16 protein-coding genes and 1 pseudogene are annotated in these 16,929 nt (G+C 56.1%); 10 read left to right on the forward strand and 7 right to left on the reverse strand.

Annotated features, from left to right (window positions below; translation table 11 throughout):
• From IEX40_RS10720 to IEX40_RS10730, 3 genes and pseudogenes are all read left to right on the forward strand, one after another.
• A pseudogene (locus IEX40_RS10720) lies at positions 1-184 on the forward strand (tripartite tricarboxylate transporter TctB family protein); the annotation flags it as partial.
• Between the two features lie 2 nt (positions 185-186).
• Positions 187-1,686 carry a tripartite tricarboxylate transporter permease gene (locus tag IEX40_RS10725; protein ID WP_188748075.1) on the forward strand — a complete coding sequence of 500 codons (1,500 nt, stop codon included), beginning with the start codon at positions 187-189 and terminating at the stop codon, positions 1,684-1,686.
• Positions 1,687-1,840: 154 nt separating this feature from the next.
• Positions 1,841-2,644 carry an IclR family transcriptional regulator gene (locus IEX40_RS10730; protein WP_188748077.1) on the forward strand — a complete coding sequence of 268 codons (804 nt, stop codon included), beginning with the start codon at positions 1,841-1,843 and terminating at the stop codon, positions 2,642-2,644.
• A 25-nt stretch (positions 2,645-2,669) separates the two neighbouring features.
• Here IEX40_RS10730 and IEX40_RS10735 read toward each other — a convergent pair whose 3' ends face one another.
• Positions 2,670-3,350, reverse strand: coding sequence for a GntR family transcriptional regulator (locus tag IEX40_RS10735; RefSeq protein ID WP_188748079.1), 681 nt, complete (start codon positions 3,348-3,350; stop codon positions 2,670-2,672).
• Positions 3,351-3,585: 235 nt separating this feature from the next.
• Here IEX40_RS10735 and IEX40_RS10740 point away from each other — a divergent pair, with 235 nt between their 5' ends.
• On the forward strand, positions 3,586-4,401 hold the full coding sequence (locus IEX40_RS10740) for a glyoxalase (protein ID WP_188748081.1): 816 nt from the start codon (positions 3,586-3,588) through the stop codon (positions 4,399-4,401).
• A gap of 22 nt (positions 4,402-4,423) precedes the next feature.
• A complete protein-coding gene (locus IEX40_RS10745; RefSeq protein WP_188748083.1) occupies positions 4,424-5,263 on the forward strand; it encodes a sugar phosphate isomerase/epimerase family protein in 840 nt (279 codons plus the stop codon).
• Positions 5,264-5,279: 16 nt separating this feature from the next.
• On the opposite strand, the gene IEX40_RS10750 is transcribed toward IEX40_RS10745, so the two are convergent.
• Positions 5,280-5,642 (reverse strand): RidA family protein, encoded by a 363-nt coding sequence (locus tag IEX40_RS10750; RefSeq protein WP_188748085.1) that lies wholly within the window; start codon positions 5,640-5,642, stop codon positions 5,280-5,282.
• A 146-nt stretch (positions 5,643-5,788) separates the two neighbouring features.
• Positions 5,789-7,645, reverse strand: coding sequence for a bifunctional sugar phosphate isomerase/epimerase/4-hydroxyphenylpyruvate dioxygenase family protein (locus tag IEX40_RS10755; RefSeq protein ID WP_188748087.1), 1,857 nt, complete (start codon positions 7,643-7,645; stop codon positions 5,789-5,791).
• 349 nt (positions 7,646-7,994) lie between these two features.
• On the opposite strand from IEX40_RS10755, the gene IEX40_RS10760 reads away from it, so the two are divergent.
• Positions 7,995-8,927 (forward strand): AEC family transporter, encoded by a 933-nt coding sequence (locus tag IEX40_RS10760; protein WP_188748089.1) that lies wholly within the window; start codon positions 7,995-7,997, stop codon positions 8,925-8,927.
• Positions 8,928-9,012: 85 nt separating this feature from the next.
• On the opposite strand, the gene IEX40_RS10765 is transcribed toward IEX40_RS10760, so the two are convergent.
• Together IEX40_RS10765 and IEX40_RS10770 are read right to left on the reverse strand one after the other, a co-directional pair.
• Positions 9,013-9,681 (reverse strand): GntR family transcriptional regulator, encoded by a 669-nt coding sequence (locus IEX40_RS10765; protein WP_188748092.1) that lies wholly within the window; start codon positions 9,679-9,681, stop codon positions 9,013-9,015.
• A 218-nt stretch (positions 9,682-9,899) separates the two neighbouring features.
• Positions 9,900-10,751, reverse strand: coding sequence for a shikimate dehydrogenase family protein (locus tag IEX40_RS10770; protein WP_188748094.1), 852 nt, complete (start codon positions 10,749-10,751; stop codon positions 9,900-9,902).
• Positions 10,752-11,138: 387 nt separating this feature from the next.
• Between IEX40_RS10770 and IEX40_RS10775 the strand changes: the two genes are divergently transcribed.
• From IEX40_RS10775 to aroQ, 4 genes are all read left to right on the forward strand, one after another.
• Positions 11,139-12,164 (forward strand): DctP family TRAP transporter solute-binding subunit, encoded by a 1,026-nt coding sequence (locus IEX40_RS10775; protein WP_188748095.1) that lies wholly within the window; start codon positions 11,139-11,141, stop codon positions 12,162-12,164.
• Between the two features lie 71 nt (positions 12,165-12,235).
• The gene (locus tag IEX40_RS10780) at positions 12,236-12,709 is read left to right on the forward strand and encodes a TRAP transporter small permease (RefSeq protein WP_188748098.1); all 474 of its coding nucleotides are present in this window, start codon (positions 12,236-12,238) and stop codon (positions 12,707-12,709) included.
• 1 nt (position 12,710) lies between these two features.
• Positions 12,711-13,979 carry a TRAP transporter large permease gene (locus tag IEX40_RS10785; RefSeq protein ID WP_188748099.1) on the forward strand — a complete coding sequence of 423 codons (1,269 nt, stop codon included), beginning with the start codon at positions 12,711-12,713 and terminating at the stop codon, positions 13,977-13,979.
• Between the two features lie 21 nt (positions 13,980-14,000).
• A complete protein-coding gene (aroQ, locus tag IEX40_RS10790) occupies positions 14,001-14,426 on the forward strand; it encodes a type II 3-dehydroquinate dehydratase (protein WP_188748101.1) in 426 nt (141 codons plus the stop codon).
• 67 nt (positions 14,427-14,493) lie between these two features.
• Here the strand turns inward: aroQ and IEX40_RS10795 are convergent, their stop codons facing one another.
• Together IEX40_RS10795 and IEX40_RS10800 are read right to left on the reverse strand one after the other, a co-directional pair.
• The gene (locus IEX40_RS10795; RefSeq protein WP_188748103.1) at positions 14,494-16,272 is read right to left on the reverse strand and encodes an adenylate/guanylate cyclase domain-containing protein; all 1,779 of its coding nucleotides are present in this window, start codon (positions 16,270-16,272) and stop codon (positions 14,494-14,496) included.
• Between the two features lie 10 nt (positions 16,273-16,282).
• Positions 16,283-16,825: a hypothetical protein gene (locus tag IEX40_RS10800; protein WP_188748105.1), complete on the reverse strand. Its 543-nt coding sequence runs from the start codon at positions 16,823-16,825 to the stop codon at positions 16,283-16,285.
• Positions 16,826-16,929: the final 104 nt, after the last annotated feature.

The following is a 16,929-nucleotide window of genomic DNA, read 5'->3' on the forward strand; positions in this document are numbered from 1 at the left end:
TCTGACCATCAAGTTTCTGCATCGCGGCGGTGTGATCCGCACGACGCTGCTATCGCTGATGGTGCTGGTGCTGATCTATGTCGTCTTCCGCCTGGTGTTCAAGGTCGTGCTGCCCGAGGGGATCGTCCCCGAGCGCGAGATCCTGGCCTACCTGTCCGATCTGTTTAACACGGGAGCGCCCTGATCATGCTTGAGGCTCTGCAATATTTTTCCATGGCCTGGGTCTCGCCCCAGTTGCTGTTCCTGACCGCGCTGGGCACCTTCCTCGGCATCTATGTCGGCGCCATCCCCGGCCTCTCCGTTACCATGGCGGTGTCGATCCTGATCTCGTTCACCTTCGCCTGGGATATCAACAACGCCCTGTGTCTGATGGTCGGCGTCTACATGGGCGGCGTCTACGGCGGTTCGCGCACCGCGATCCTGCTCAACATCCCCGGCGCGCCATCGGCCATCGCCACCGCGCTGGACGGCTTCCCCATGGCGCAGAAGGGCGAGGCGGGGCGCGCCATCGGCCTGTCCACGGTGATGTCGGTGGTCGGCGGCTTTATCGGCATCTTCATCCTCGCCATCGCCGCGCCCCATATCAGCGAGTTCGCGCTGACCTTCCAGCCCCGCGATTACATGATGCTCGGCATTATGGGGATCATGCTGGTCGGCTCCCTGTCCGGCGAGAGCCTGACCAAGGGTATCTTCGCCGGTGCCTTCGGCATGCTGGTCGGCACCGTGGGCCTGGATCCGCTGACCGCCGAGGAGCGTTTCACCTTCGGCGCGGTCGAGCTGTGGAACGGCATCAATCCGGTGGCGGTGATGATCGGCATGTTCGGCCTGTCCGAAGCGCTGATGCAGCTGCACCACCTGGACAAGGTGGCACTGAAGCAGAAACTGGACCGCATCATTCCGGCCTGGGCCGATGTGCGCAAATACCTGTCGCTGAGCACCCAGTCCTCGGTGCTCGGCACCATCATCGGCGCCCTGCCCGGCACCGGCGGCGATATCGCCGCACTGATGGCCTATGACCACGCCAAGCGGGTGACCAAGAATCCGAAGGTGCCGTTCGGCAAGGGCGCCAAGGAGGGGCTGATCGCCCCGGAATCGGCCAACAACGCCGCCGTCGGCGGGGCCTTTATCCCGATGCTGACGCTGGGTATCCCCGGTGATGCGGTGACCGCGGTGTTCATCGGCGCGCTGTTCATCCACGGCCTGAACCCGGGCCCGCTGCTGCTCACCGAGCGCCCGGAGATGTTCTGGTTCACCGTCGGCAACCTGACCCTGGCCAACATCTTCGTGCTGATCTTCGGCCTCACCGGGATCAAGCTGTTCGCCCGCATCGTCGAGTGCCCGAAGGGGATCCTGATCCCGCTGATCTTCCTGCTGTCGATCGTCGGCGCCTACGCGATCAACAACTCGGTAGCGGATATCTGGTGGATGCTCGGTTTCGGTGTGCTGGGCTACTTCATGAAGCTGTACGGCTACCAGGTAGGGCCGGTGATCCTCGGGGTGATCCTGGCCCGGCTGGTGGATGAGAACTGGCGCCGGGCGATCATCTCCGAGCGCGGCGACCTGGGCGAGTTCTTCAGCCAGCTGTTCTCCAGCCCGCTGTCGATCGTGCTGTTCTCGATCATCACCCTGGTGTTTGTCAGCCAGACGCCGCTGGTGAAGCTGTTCAAACGCAAATCCAGCAAATAAGGCCTATTCCGGCCAGGAGCACGCTCCTGGCCGGGACGTCTCTTGCATCCCATTGCTCCGCAACTTGCCCGATCCCGACTTGCGGCACCCAACAAAAGAGGTTCAAATATGAACCCCGTTCAATATTGAAACCTGCATATGGATAGAGAAGCCCATGGCCGCCAGCCTGCTACCGCGCGCACTGCATATCATCGAGCTATTGGCTGAGAGTCCCAGGGGGCTGAGCCTGCAAACCCTGGCCGATAGCGCCAATATGCCGAAAAGCGGTGCCCACCGGATGCTCGGCGAGATGATCGAACTGGGCTATGTGGAACAGGGCGCGGATAGCGGCCAGTACCGCCTCACCTATCGCCTGGCCGATACCGGTATTCGATTGCTCGCCAACTGCGGCATGGTCGACAGCGCCCAGCCACTGCTCGACCAGTTGGCCAAGGAGTGCCAGGAGCTGGTGCGCCTGGCGGTAATCGATCGCGCTCGCCCGGTGTTCATGTTGAAAGCACAGGGCGCCACCGGTGCCCTGCGTTACGATCCGGAATCGGGTGACGAGGCGCCGCTGTACTGCACCGCCACCGGCTTTGCCTGGCTGGCCCAGTTCAGCGACGATGACGCGATAAGGCTGATTGCGGCCCAGGGTCCGATAGCGCCTGAACTACACGGTCCGGACTGCCCCAGCAGCTTCAGTGACGTGCTGGAGCAAGTGCAACTGGCGCGCAAGCGCGGTTATGGCAAGGCAGTTAATATGTCGTCACCGGGCATGTCCGCGATTACCGCCGTGGTCAAAGCGCCATCCAGTGGCACCGCTGTCGCCATACTCAGCATCGGCGGTCCCAGCGCACGATTGACAGACGAGAGGATGGAGCAATACCTGCCCCTGTTGCAGGCCTGTGCGAAAAAGCTTTCCGCCCTACCGGACCTTATCGGTTATATCGAGCCGCTGGCACTGAACAGCGCAAGTTGATCGGTCCCACCAGCCCCCTCCCCCGTCATCGAGGTCCGGTCGCGCCCCGCTCTGGGAACAACGTATCGATTACGCGCTGGTTGGAGTGCTCGATATGCGCTTTCAACAGACTGCAAGCCTCCTCCTCGTCACGTCGGAATGCGGCCTCCATGATCGCCTCATGCTCATCTCCGGCCGGGGTGGTCTCAGCCAGGCTGATCAGTGACAAGCGACGAAAACGCTCCGACTGATCATACAACGTTGAGATGAATCGCAACTGCCATGCTGACGGACATCCAGAGATCAGCGCCATATGGAAGCGTCGATTCTCCCGAATCAGTTCGCCTGCATGCTCGCTGTAGTGCCCCTCCGCATTGCGCCGAACGGTCAGTTCACGATGTCGTGCACCGGCAATACTGGCCTCCCAATCCAGGTCACCGTGCCTGATTGACTGGCGAAACGCATCGACCTCCAACATCTCCCGTAACCGCGCTACATCGACAAACTCATCGACAGACACAGGGGCGGCCCAGTATCCGCGCTGCCCCTTGCGTATGACCAAACCTTCGGCCGCCAACCGAGAGAGCGCTTCGCGCACCGGCGCGGCGCTGGAGTTGTACCGGCTGCTGAGCTGTGCAATAGAGAGCTTGCTCGAAGGCTCGATGGAGCCATCGAGAATATCGTTGCGGAGCTGGTGATAGGTACTGTTGCTATCGGGCGCGTTCATGCTGCGTAATCTCATACAGAATCTGACTGGAAGCCCATCCCTGTGCGACCTTGCGAAGTTGAGAGCATATCACAGATGCAAGTATCGTTATCAGATACAACTAATAGCACCTAATTCAACAAATACTACCTATAAATTTTTATAGGATATAAAATATCCCCTAGCTACTATTTTGAAGACTCTCTCACCTATACTGAGGGACGCTTGCCTCACTGTGATATTTAGGGAGCCACCCATGCCTGAACACTATTTCGAGCGCTGCAACAGTCTGGATGCACCTGTTTTCGAAGGAGTGGAGTTCGTTGAGATAGCGACTAGGAATCGAGTGGCACTGGAGTCACTGCTTCTCTCTCTGGGATTCGCCGCGCAGGCAAAGCACCGCAGCAAAGAAGTTACGCTCTATCGGCAAGGCAATATCAATTTGCTGCTGAACTCTACCGAAGGCAGCTTTGCCGCCAAGTACGCAGCAAGTCATGGAAGCGCAGTCTGTGCGCTGGGCTTACGCACAGCCAACGCCAGTAGCGCCTACCAAAACCTGATTGCTCGCGGCGCTTGGGAAACCGCCACTTCGGCGGGCGCAATGGAGCTCAATATTCCAGCCATAGAATCGATCGGCGGCTCGCAGATCTACTTGATCGATCGTTATGCCGATGGCATCAGCATCTACGATATCGATTTCAAAGCGATTCCGGATGCGCCTGCAGATCCGGGCTTACTGCAAAATCTCCGCGAGCTGAGACTGACAATGGAGCCGGAGCGACTGGCGCCCTGGCGCGATTTCTTCCGCCAACTGTTTGGATTCCAGGCAGACAGCGCGAACAGCATTGTCATCGATACGCACACTGGTCTGCGGTTTGAAGCCAACGGTCGTCCCGATCTGCTAGATGAGCGTATCGATACATTGGTGTTCACCGCTGAGGATCTGGAGAAAACGCGGGCACACCTGGTCACTCAGGGACTCGAGCTGCGAACGGTCGAGGGGGCGCAAAAGATGTTCGAGGTACTCACCCCATCCGATACCCTTTCGATCCGTATTCTCATCGCCAGTTGACAGCCGCCAGGAGAGGTTCACCATGACAACGCCCAATTTCGCGATCAGTACATTGAGCCTGACCGGCACGCTGGAGGAGAAACTCGATGCCATTAGCGCATCAGGATTCAGCTCGGTCGAGCTTGGCGCGCTAGACCTATCTGGCTCAGCCGATGGTGTTTCCGGTTCGGTCACCAGGCTGAAACAGAGCGGAGTCGGTATCTGCGCATTACAGGAGATCAAGGACTTTGGCGGCCACTCAGGCCGCATACTCGCGTATAAAATGGAGCTGGCCAAATCCTATATCCAACTGATGCATAAGTTGGATTGCAGGCTTTTGATTGTGACCCCAGCCACTTCCGTCCACGTCAAGCACGATATGGACAAGATTGCGTCCGACCTGCGCGCGCTGGCCACACTGGCCACACCCAAGGGAGTACGTATAGGCTTTAAACCCCTGTCTTGGTCGCCCAGCGTCAACACCTATGCCGCAGCCTGGGAGCTGATCCAACGTGCCGACACGGCGAACCTGGGGCTGGTCATCGACAGTTATCAGCTAATGGCCCAAACCCACAGCCCAGAGCGGCTCGACCATATCCCTGCTTCAGCTATCAGCCTGGTGCAACTGTCCGACTTTGCCATGACTTCCGTTCCCCTGGTGGAGGACCTGATCGATATCGCCCGGCATCACCGACTCTACCCGGGTGAAGGCAGTCACGGTGTCGGCGTCTGCGAGCTGGTCAGATACTGCTTGGATAAGGGCTACACCGGTGACTTCGTCTTCGATGTTTACAATGACAAGTATCTGTCTACCTCGCCTGCCGATTCAATCCAGCATGCCGTACAGGCGAGAGAGTGGTTATTAAATCGGTTGAACGGGTGAAGGCTTCATCACCCGACTACGGATACGCTTCACCCGCCGCGGCCACAAACGCCATCTCCACGAGATAGTCCGGGTTTGCCAGCTCCGCTTTGACACAGGCCCGACTGGGTGCCGTACCGTCCGGGAACCAGTTATCCCACAGCGCGTTGAGCGCCGCCAGGTTGGTGAAATCGGTCAGGTAGATCGTGACCGACAGGATCCGCGTCCTGTCACTGTCGATGCGTGACAACGATTGTTCGGCCTGAGCGAAGATCTGCTGAACCTGGCTCTCTATACCCGCCGCAAGATCCGCTTCCGGCACTTCGACGAAGTGGGCGATTCCATTGAATACGGTGATGTCGGACCAGCGCTTGGTAGGATTGACTCTATGGATTTTCATTCAGTTGAAGCTCTTGAAGGAAAGTGAAAGCCGGCGCCGGGGGACCTTGGCTGGCAGCTGCGCAGTATAAGCGAAATATCTGACCACAGCTGACCGCGCGCTCATGAGCATCGGCCAATATCTGCGTTCGGCTGACTGAATAGAGATCAAGACTCTTCCAGTGCGTCCTGCAGTGCGTTTTGACGCGCTTGGGCCGCGAAGCGGATATGCGCATTGGCCTCTCCGTAGCGGTTATAACCGCCTTTGCGCTGAACTACCTCGAAGAATACGCCATGGGTTTCCACGGTATAGAAGTGGAAGAATTCTCCCCCCTCCTCGTTCCGGTCGTAAAGCACGTTGTACTGTTTCAACTGCTGCAGCAGCTCCGGAGCCAAGGCAAATTTGGCTTCGATGTCACGGTAGTAGTTATCCGGCACCAAAAGTACGCGATTTGGCACAACACCCGCCACCGCAGTGAAGATATCCTCGCACTCGAAGGCGATCTGCTGGAACCCAGACCCCTTGGAGCGCTGAATAAAGCGTTGCGGGGAGGTTTGTCGAGCCTCGCTCATATTGATTGGGATACGCACCCTGCCATTGCGACTCTCCGCCGTGCGGCTGACCACCAGACCGTAGATGTCGGGCAGGTCCTGACTTGGCTCGATGGTGAAGTCGAACAGCGACTTGTAGAAGAAGGAGGCGGACAGGAAGTCGGTATTGGAGACGGACTGCCCGATATGGTCTATCCGCGCCAGTCCCAAATCGGCGTTCTTTTCTCCGACAGGTACAAAGTCAATATCGAAGAAACGGAACTTGCCGCTACGCTCGACGAAATAGACCAGACTATCGCCAATCCCCCTCAGCGCCGGGATATTGAGTTCGCCAGGGCCTGCCTGGTTGGCAAAACGTTGCAGATGGTAGCGATCAGCCCGCTCCAGCATCGACTTGAGATCGCTGGTGGCGAGTGCCAGTGCACACACCGACACGCCGTGCAATTGAAAATGTTCGTGCGCCAGACTCTCCGGCTCGCGGTTGAGAATCAGGTTGATATCGCCCTGGCGCATAAGGCTCACATTCTTGGAGCGATGGCGATGGGTCTCGCGAAATCCAAGGCTCTCGAGCAGCTGGATCAGCTCTTCGCCGCTGTCACCCTCGATAGCAAACTCGACAAACTCCACATCGACGATCTCAGGCTCCGGCATGCTTGGCTTCTTGCTGGTCTGCTCCTCAAGCCAGATAAGCGAACGCATGCCATCGACCGCCTTCTCCTTTGGCGACGACGAGCGAAACTCATCGTTGAAAATCTCATGCGACAGATAGTCGTCGAACCCCTTATCCTTCAGGCACTGCACAAACGCCACTACCGGCAGGTCGCCCTGACCGGGAAAACAGCGGAAATGGCGGCTGTACTGCAATACATCCATCTGCATAATCGGGGCATCGGCAACCTGTACCAGCGCGATCTTGTCCACCGGGATCTCGTCACGCAGACAGTCCAGCGTATTGCCACGGGCAAACATATGGAAGGTATCTAGGTTGATACCCAGGTTGGGGTGGTCGGCCCGCTTGATAAGATCCCAAGCGTCTTCATAGTCGGCGATATAACGCCCCCAGGCAAGAGCTTCATACCCGACTCGCAACCCCTCTTTCGCCGCCATCTCGGCGATCTCATGCAGGTCAGCGGCGCACTGGCTGCGGTCGCTGCTGGCATGAGGCGAGACGTTACTGCACATGAGAAACCGGTTGGTGCCCAGTTCATGCATCAGCTCAAACTTGCGCTGGATGTACCGGAGCTTCTGACTGCGGTAAGGCTCAGGCATCCCCTCCATATCGCGGAAGGGCTGCAGGGCAATAATCTCGAGCCCCAAATCCTGAGCCATACGGCGAACATCGGCTGGCGATCCGTCAAACTGGGTCAAGTCGTTCTCGAAGATCTCTATCCCTTGGAAACCCGCTGCCGCGGCCGCTTCCAGCTTGGCCGGCAACGAGCCCGACAGAGTAACGGTAGCGAGCGCTGTCTTCATTATTTTTCCCCACTATCCAGCCCCAATGGCTGTACTCAGTATATGTAATGCCAGGCGCATCCACCTTGGCTTGATGACTCAATTTTATCCATCAATTGCCAAAATATCCTATACTTTTATCGATTGACCGATAAATTCATTTAGATACTATCTAGTCTTTGATGATAGTCTAGGGTGTGTGCGAATTCTGAATATGTGCATGCAAAAAGCTTATTTCACAGGGAGTGAATAAAGGTTAAGAATAGTCCTCCCCCGCGTCAGCCGAAGCCTGCCGGTCGTTCGACACCTTTCGTCTTGCAAAACAAACACCCGGCTCCATAATACAGTCCGCTTTTCATGGAGAGATGCAATGCTCGCCGTTTTGTCGATAACCGCCCCGATCTTTATTCTGATCGCGATCGGCTATACCGCGGTTAAAACCGGTTTAATGTCGCAGGATGCGATCCCGGGCCTGGGCCGCTTCGTGCTCTACTTTTCACTACCTGCGCTGATGTTCAGTACCATCTCTCGCATGGAGTTTGGCGCCGTCATCGAACCCAACTACCTGGCGGTGTATGCTATCGGCTCATTGCTATCCCTGCTGGGAGGGATAGGATTTCATAAGCTGGTACTGAAAAATTCACTGGTGGAAAGCGGCGTCAAAGGGATAGGGATGTCGATCCCGAACAGTGCTTTTATCGGTTTTCCGATACTGCTTCAGGTGTTCGAACCACCGCTGACGCAAGCATTTGCCATGGCGATCATGGTGGAAAATGTTTTTATCCTGCCGATTGCACTGGTGATCATCGAGTATGGCGGTCGTGACAACGGAGCCAATCTGCTTTCGATCTGGAAGTCTGTATTTGCTCGCGTGGTACGTAATCCTCTAATCATCACAATCTGCGCTGGCCTGCTGGCTTCCGCACTATCACTGAAGCTACCGGAAACACTCAATCAGAGCCTCGATATGCTGGCCCGCACATCTGCTGCCACGGCACTGTTCGTGATCGGCGCATCACTGGTAGGCAACCAGATTCGGGGCAATATCCTGAGTATCGGCTCTGTAGTGACCGGCAAGCTGCTGCTCCATCCGCTGCTGGTCGCACTGGTACTCTGGCTCTGGCCCGATTTCGATAACCGACTGGAGCTGGCGGTATTGCTGGTGGCAGCAATGCCGATGATGAGCATATTCCCGATCATCGGCAGTAACTACGGTATGCGTAACATCTGCGCCAGCATCTTGTTAGTTACCACCGTGCTATCCTTCGTGACCATAACGCTCCTCTTGCGTATCGCCACCTGAACGTCAACCAGTAACAGTCAACAAGCAAAAAGGCCGGGAAGCGATCACTACCCGGCCTTTGTTCTTAGGCAAACTTACTCTGCATTCACATATTGGGGATTTCCGTCCCCTTATTGATATGATCGGCCAGTATCGCCACTGCGCCTTCCACGTCGTCTGACAGAAGCGCATCGAGCAGTTCCCGGTGTTCGCCGGCAGCCGCTTCACCGCGAAACGGGCGCTTACTCAGCGCCAGCAGCTGATAACGCATCGACAGCTCCAATATCGAGGCATGATAGCGCATCAGCTGTTTGGAGCCGCAATTGGACACAATCGCCATATGAAAATCACGATCGGCCCTCTCCCACTCCTGCACATGGGCGGTTTCATCCTCCATCATCAGCTTCTCCATACAGCTGAGCCGGTAGTGGGCGCTGATCAACTTGGCTTTCCAGTCGATATTGTCATTTTTGTTTTGGAACGACTTGCGCAGCCCCAGGGTTTCCAGCGTTATGCGCAACTCGACCAACTCTTCAAGGTCCGCCACAGACACCGGCTTGACCTTGAACCCCTTTTGTCCTTCAACCTCGACAAAGCCGTCCGATACCAGGCGCATCAGCGTTTCGCGCAGCGTGTTGACACTGACACCATATTCACTGCGCAGCAGGTTTAACTTGAGCTTCTGGCCAGGCTGAAGCTTGCCCTGCATGATGTCGTTGCGGAGCTGCTCATAAGCCGACTGCCCAACAAGTTTACGATCCACGCTGATATTCATACCGGATTCCAAAACCCTCTTTCTTATAGTGCGATTTTACACCAACGACCCTTTTAAAGCGCGTTGATGGGATGAAACAGGGATCAAACGCTCATCCCGTAGACACAAAAAAGGGGGTTCTCCCCCCCTTAAAAACCAACGCCAGTCGCGAAGGTCGTGGTTTCGGGCTGCTGACACGGAAGAACCCGAACACCCTTTGAAACCGACCAACGGGAAGCTCAGTCGATCAGCTCGCTATGGATATCAAACTTTTGCTTGAACGCTGCCAAGGCTTGAGCCGGGTCCACCTGCATATCGGTAAAGATTTCAAACGCATCGATCCCCTGGTAGAAAAACAGATCGAATCCGGAAACCAGCTGCAGACCGTTAGTGTGTGCGGCAACCAGAAATTCGGTATCCAGCGGGGTGTATACCGCATCGAAGGCCCACCGCTGTCCGCCAAACAGCTCCAGCGGCAACGGATTACCCGGCGTTCTGTAGTGCCCTACCGGGGTACAGTTCACCAGTCCGTCAGCGTTGCGTGCTGCATCGGCCAGCATCTCGGGACTTACCGGTGACGCTTTGAAGCCAGCGGCATTCAACGAATTACAGAGGTCACGTGCTCCCGCTTCATTAAGGTCAAACACCAATACCTCGCTAGCACCCAACTCGAACACGCCAAATGCAACCGCCCGTCCGACGCCGCCAGCCCCCACCAGCAACACCCGCCCCGCTGGCTTATCACCCAGGCGACTGCGGTAACCACGAATGAACCCCGTGTAGTCGGTGTTGGCGGCACGCACCTCATCTCCCAGTGAAAGGGTGTTGGTGGACCCCACCAAGCGTACCGCTTCATTCACCTTATCAGCATGGGATACCGCAATCTGTTTATAGGGAAAGGTGACATTAGTACCCTGATAGCCCTCAGCTCGCAATTGGGCAAGCGTTTCCGCAAAGGCTTCGGGGCTGGCATCACGCGGTTCATGCAATTCATAGCTGACCGCACGACCATAGATCTCCCCCAGCAACATATGCAGCGAGGGTGCGCGGGACTTGGCGATCGACTGACCGATCAAGCCGAGTTTTATCATTCTGTGTTCTCCCGTCTTATCTACACCTTCACGGTGCGATCAAAGACTTTGTCTTAACTTGTTATAGACCCGCTTAGCAGAAGAATAAAAGCGACTCTCAACGCACTTACGTGTGTGAGGCAAACCCTCTGTCGGCGGAGTAGAGCGAGATCAGTATATGATAAAACTTAAAATATAGGAGATTTTATTTATCACCCTCCATTATTGACCATAGTCAATCTTACTGATAGCCTCCCATGAATCGTAAAGTTCCCATCCGACGGGTTATAGCTCCAAGGTTATGGCTTCGAACTGTATGCGATGTTGACCTGTAGTTACCTCGACAATAACAAGCAGGAACGCTGACCCGGTCCCTCCCGGGCAGGCCTCCTCAAAAAGGAAAACAGCATGAAACTTACAACAAGAAAACTCTGTGCCGCTCTGACCACGGCGGCCGCTGCCGGCCTTTTCGCCACTCAGGCATTGGCTGCTGATGTGACGCTAACCCTCGGCCACGTCGACCCGGCCGAATGGCAGACTTCCAAGAAAGGCGCGGCGGCCAAGGTATTCAAAGAGCTGGTCGAGGCTGAGTCCGGCGGTAGAATCGAAGTCAACGTTTACCCCAACGGCCAGCTCGGAGGCGAAACCGACCTGGTTCAGTCCGCCCAGGACGGCACCCTCAGCATGGCCTTCGTATCCGGTGCGTTCAGCAAGGTCTGCCCTGAAGCGTCGGTACTCGACACCCCCTACCTGTTCCCTTCAGCACCTATTGCCTGGGAGGTTTTGGATGGTCAGTTCGGTAAGGATCTGAGCGAGCACTGTCTCAGCAAGACCGGTCTGCGTACCCTGGCCTATGGTGAGACGGGGTTCCGCAATTTCACCAACTCCAAACGCGCAATTAAGGAACCGAAGGATCTGGACGGCCTGAAGATCCGCGTTATGACCGTGCCGCTGTTCGTCGAGATGGTGAAAGCGATGGGAGGTCAACCAACGCCGATCGCCTGGCCGGAGGTACCGTCTGCACTCTCTACCGGTGTGGTCGATGGTCAGGAGAATCCGGTAAGCGTGATCGCCGGTAACAAGTTCTACGAGATCCAGAAGTACATCACGCTGGATGGCCATGTATACGGTACCGACTTCTTCGTCATCAACGACGATCTCTATCAGGGTCTGCCGCAGACCGACCGCGAGATTGTGGCCCGTGCCGCCAAGGTAGCCGGTACTGTTGGCCGCGCCATTCAGCAGTTGAACTCGGCTCAGGGGCTGGGCGAACTGGCCAAGAATGGCATGGAGATCACCGCACTGACCTCCGAACAGCAGGCCCTGTTTCAGGCTGCTGCTCAGCCTGCGGTAATTGAGTGGCTAAAAACGCAGATCGAACCAAACTGGATCGACAAAGCGCTGGCAGCGGTAAAAGACGCCTCCGCCAACTAAGCCACTTTCTACGCTATGCGCCGGGGAGGCCCCCGGCGCACTTTCATCTGTGCCTCCCAGGGTAGTCCTCGATGAAACCTCTCTATAAGAAATTCCTTGCGCTGGCGACCGGAAGCTCACTGTTTGTGGTCTTCGCCGTTGTGTTGACCAGCAGCCTTATGCGCTACCTCTTCAACGCGCCGCTCCAGTGGAGTGAAGAGGTAGCCAAGTACGGCATGATTTACGGCACCATGTTCGGAATGGTGTTGTGCTACCTCGACGACATCCACATCAAGTTTGGTTTCCTCGAATATGGCGTACCCGCTTTCATAAAACGACTGCTTAACCTGGCGCTGGATCTGATCGCGCTGGGTACCGGTGCTGTTCTGGCCTGGTCCGGCTATCAATTTGTACTGAAAAGAGGCGGTATCGACGCACCCGGAACCGGTCTGCCAATGAGCGTGTTCCAGTCCGCCATGGTGATCGGCGGTGTCTGCCTGGTCATCGCAGCGCTGTTCCAGCTCCCGGCCCATTTCAAAGGCAAACAGACCGGGATCGAGGTGTAATATGACAGGTTTCCTGATTCTTCTCGTCCTGCTGATCATCGGCAGCCCGATCGCTTTCGCTATCCTGTTGGCGGTTCTCGCGCACCTGACCGAAACCCCTTTTCCGATCAGTCTGATCAGCCAGCGTATCTTTGCCGGCCTGGATTCGTTCGCCATTCTGGCGATCCCCCTGTTCGTGCTTGCCGGGGAGTTGATGAATGAGAGCGGCATCACCAGTCGTATTATCGCCTTTGCCAGTGCCTGCGTCGGCCATATGCGCGCGGGCCTCGCTCAGGTCAATATCTGGGCGTCGGTCATCTTCGCCGGACTATCAGGTTCAGCGGTAGCCGACACATCGGCCCTTGGACGTATTTTCATTCCGGAGATGGAAAAACGGGGTTATCCGCGTGACTTCGCCGCTGCACTGACGGCCGCCTCATCGGTGATCGGACCGATGATTCCACCCAGTATTCCGGTCATCATCTACGCATTGATCACCTCAGGCGTATCGGTACCGGCACTGTTCCTGGCCGGTGTGGCCCCGGGTATATTGCTGGCGATCGGACTCTCCATCTATGTCCGTGCCTTTGCCGGACACTTTGAAGCCCAGCATGACCCGCTGCCGTGGAAGGCGCGTTTCAAGGCGTTGATCGACGCCTGGGTTCCCTTGTTCATGCCGATATTCATCGTCGGCTCGATCCTGACCGGCGTCGTCACACCGACAGAGGCCGCCGCCCTGGCAGGCGGGTATGCACTGCTGGCCGGCATGTTCATTCTGAAGAGCCTGCACGTTCGCCAGTTGCCGAAAATCTTCGTCACCGCCATGCGCGACTCTTCGGTCATCCTAATCATTATTGCCGTGGTGTCGCTGGCCAACTGGATGCTTACCTTTTCCCAGGTACCGCAGAAGGTCAGTGCGATGGTACTGGCGGAGATCACCAGCCCATGGATGTTCCTGCTGATGGTGAACGGGATCCTGCTGGTGGTTGGCCTGTTCCTAGAGGGTATTGCGGCAATGCTGATTCTGCTGCCGATCCTTCACCCCATCGCAATGAGTCTTGGGATCGATCCGGTCCACTTCGGAATCGTGGTGATCTTCAACCTGATGATCGGCCTGATTACACCGCCCATGGGGATCTGCCTGTTTGTCTCGAACTCCATTGCCAACGTCGGTATCGGCGCCATATCGCGGCGGATTCTGCCGCTATTCCTGGTAGAACTGTTAGTATTGGCAATCATCACCTTCATTCCACAAACGGTGACCTTCCTACCGCGTGTGTTCGGGTTCTGATAAACAGAAGGAGCAGGAACCTTGAGTAAACTGATCTACGTATTGAACGGCCCCAATCTGAACCTGCTGGGCAAACGCCAGCCGGAGATCTACGGGCGCGAGACACTTGCCGACGTCGAGGAGCGGATGCGCAAAAAGGCATCGACTCTGGGTCTGGAGATCGAGTTTTTTCAGAGCAACTACGAGGGCGCGCTGGTCGAGAAGATCCATGAGGCCCGGGAGAAGGCCGACGGTATCATTATCAACCCGGCCGCGTACACCCATACCTCGGTCGCGATCCTCGACGCGTTAAACGCCTTCGACAATCCGGTGGTCGAGCTGCATATATCCAATGTGCACAAGCGCGAAGCCTTCCGTCACCACTCCTTCGTATCCGGCCGCGCTGAAGCCGTCATGGCCGGCTTCGGTACGCTGGGTTACGAGTTGGCGCTGGAGTATTTCAAGTAAGTCTGACAAAGGGCGCATGCCATTGATGGCAGCGCCCGGCGTTACTGTATCAGCCGGATAGAACCGTTCAGGCCGGCACAAATACCTTGATCGCCCCTTCACGGCCTCGGATAGTGGATTCCGCCACCAGCTCCATGGTTCGCCCCGTCACCTGCTTAGCGGTTTCTTCGGAAACCAGGATACGGGTGCCGTATTGCTTGTTCATCTGCTCCAAACGAGCCGCCATATTCACCGTATCGCCATGCACTGTGTAATTGGCCCTGGCACGCGCACCAACCACCCCGGCCACAACCGGCCCAGTACTGATCCCGATACGGCAGTTTAGTTTTCGACCGCTGAAACTTTGCCGGTCAACGCTATCAAGAATCGCAACCGCAGCCTCGACCGCACGTTCGGCGTGGTTTTCCAGCGCTATCGGCACATTGAAACTCGCCAACACCGCATCACCCTGAAATTGGGTAATAACCCCTCCGGATTCCTCCAGCAGTTCCGCCACGACGGTGAAGTAGCTATTGAGAATATCAACGATTTCAGACGGCTGTATCTGTTGAGACAGGGTGGTGAAATCTTGTAGATCACAAAACAGTACCGTCGCCACCACCTCTTGTGGCTCAAGCACTCCTTTGCTCTTACGCAGGCTTTCGACAACGGGGTCCGGTACATAGCGCACAAACTGGCTTCTGACCACCTGGTAATCACGCAGGGAAAGCACCATCAAATTGAACGCCGACGAGATCCGGTCCAGCTCAGATATATGACTGCCTCTTAACCTTGGTACCTGCGAGATCTCTTGGTGGGCGACAATATCGAACGCGGACACTATACGATTGACCGAAAGACTGATACGTCGGCTAAACCAAATCGCTCCGATCAACATCAGCACCAGTAGCACCAGCCCAGCAGCCAGGGTCATGTAGATTCGCTCGATGCCGTCAGAAACCACTTTCCAGCTAAAATAGGTTCCCACTGTCCAAGCGGGCAGACGGCCTGCGGCCAACGTCCTCGTCAAGACAACAAAATGCTCATCGCCAACCTTGACTCTTCGACTAACCAGGCCCGACGGCTGGATCAGATCGAAGGCTTCATCTTCTCCACGTAACAGTGCCGATAGCACCTGGTCGTTCAACTCGTCCATATCCGGCAGATGCTGCCCCGGCTGCAGCTTGACCTCCAGACGCTCGACCATGTTTGGATAGGCGATCACTCTATGTGAGTAATCCTGGAGCACGAATGGAACCCCATCGAATTCCGACTGCAACTCAGCCAAAAAGCTGGATAGGTCATCGATACCGATCACGGCGATAAGCAGTCCCAGAAACTTGCCATCGTAAGACACCGGCATCAATGCCGGGATAATGCTACGGCCCAATGAACTACTCCATTGAGGCTCCATCCACACCATGTCATCGGGCTTGTTCCGGAGGTAGTACCTGATCTGCTCCATACTGCGCTGGCGCCACTCTCCGACCATCACCTCGCCACTATCGCGGTTGGCATAGGTCAGGACGCCGGAGACGCCCATGAAACCTATACCAAGCACCTGAGGCGTGCCTGCCAATGCGCCATTCAAGGTTCTGCCAAGACGACGGTAGTCCCCTGAGTCGATCAACTGGGCAAACTCATCCGCAGACAGATACCTGAGTTGATACTCGACCGGGCTCAGCCTATCGACCAGCTTATCGGTGACATTACGCATCGAATTTTCGGCAAACTGCGTGAGTTGATCGATCAGGCTATCACGTGACTCGCGCACCGCGATGTAGCCTAGCGCGCCGAATCCGACCAGTATCAACAATCCGAATAGCATCACTAGCAGGTGTGTCACTGAAACCCGAAGGTTTTTCATCCCAAGCCTTCTATTCTGAGACACGGATCAGTTGAGCCGTAATCTTTTTCGGCAGTAGATCGTCCTGTTTGCGCGTAAACTCGAGCCACATGCCATCCTTGTTCAGGGTTCGGTTATACACTTGCAGATCAAACCCACCGTCGTCGGTTATGATCATCGCATACACCGTATGGGTATCACCCTTGATCCGCGCCCATACAAGAGGATCCCCTTTCGTCGGATCAAGGGGAACCGCTTTCCCAAACACATCCTGCGCCATCGCCGAAATATGAACGGCATTGCGGCGCGACTGAGTAAAGCGGATGTTGTAAGTGACCCGTTTGGTACGATCGCTGGATTTGTGAATCACTGTCGACCACTTGACATAGTAGTCGTCGCTGCCGGCTATCGGACCGATCGAGACGCTCATATCCCGTCCCAACTCCTCGGCCGTTTCTGCATGCCCTATATAGGTGCCGAAGAAGTCTTTGATCCTGCGGTCATCTGCCGACACACTACCTGTAAACAGCACCAGGAAAAACCAGACAGTTAGCGAATAGCGAACCTTGCGCATATAGATTCCTTAGAGCTGGACCTGAGATACCGATAATACTAGTCCTTCTTCGCCATTCCACTCAATAAAGTGCTTCATTACTCTATGCGGATCAGAACCTTATC

Source organism: Marinobacterium zhoushanense, from assembly GCF_014641945.1.
GTDB lineage: Bacteria > Pseudomonadota > Gammaproteobacteria > Pseudomonadales > Balneatricaceae > Marinobacterium_D > Marinobacterium_D zhoushanense.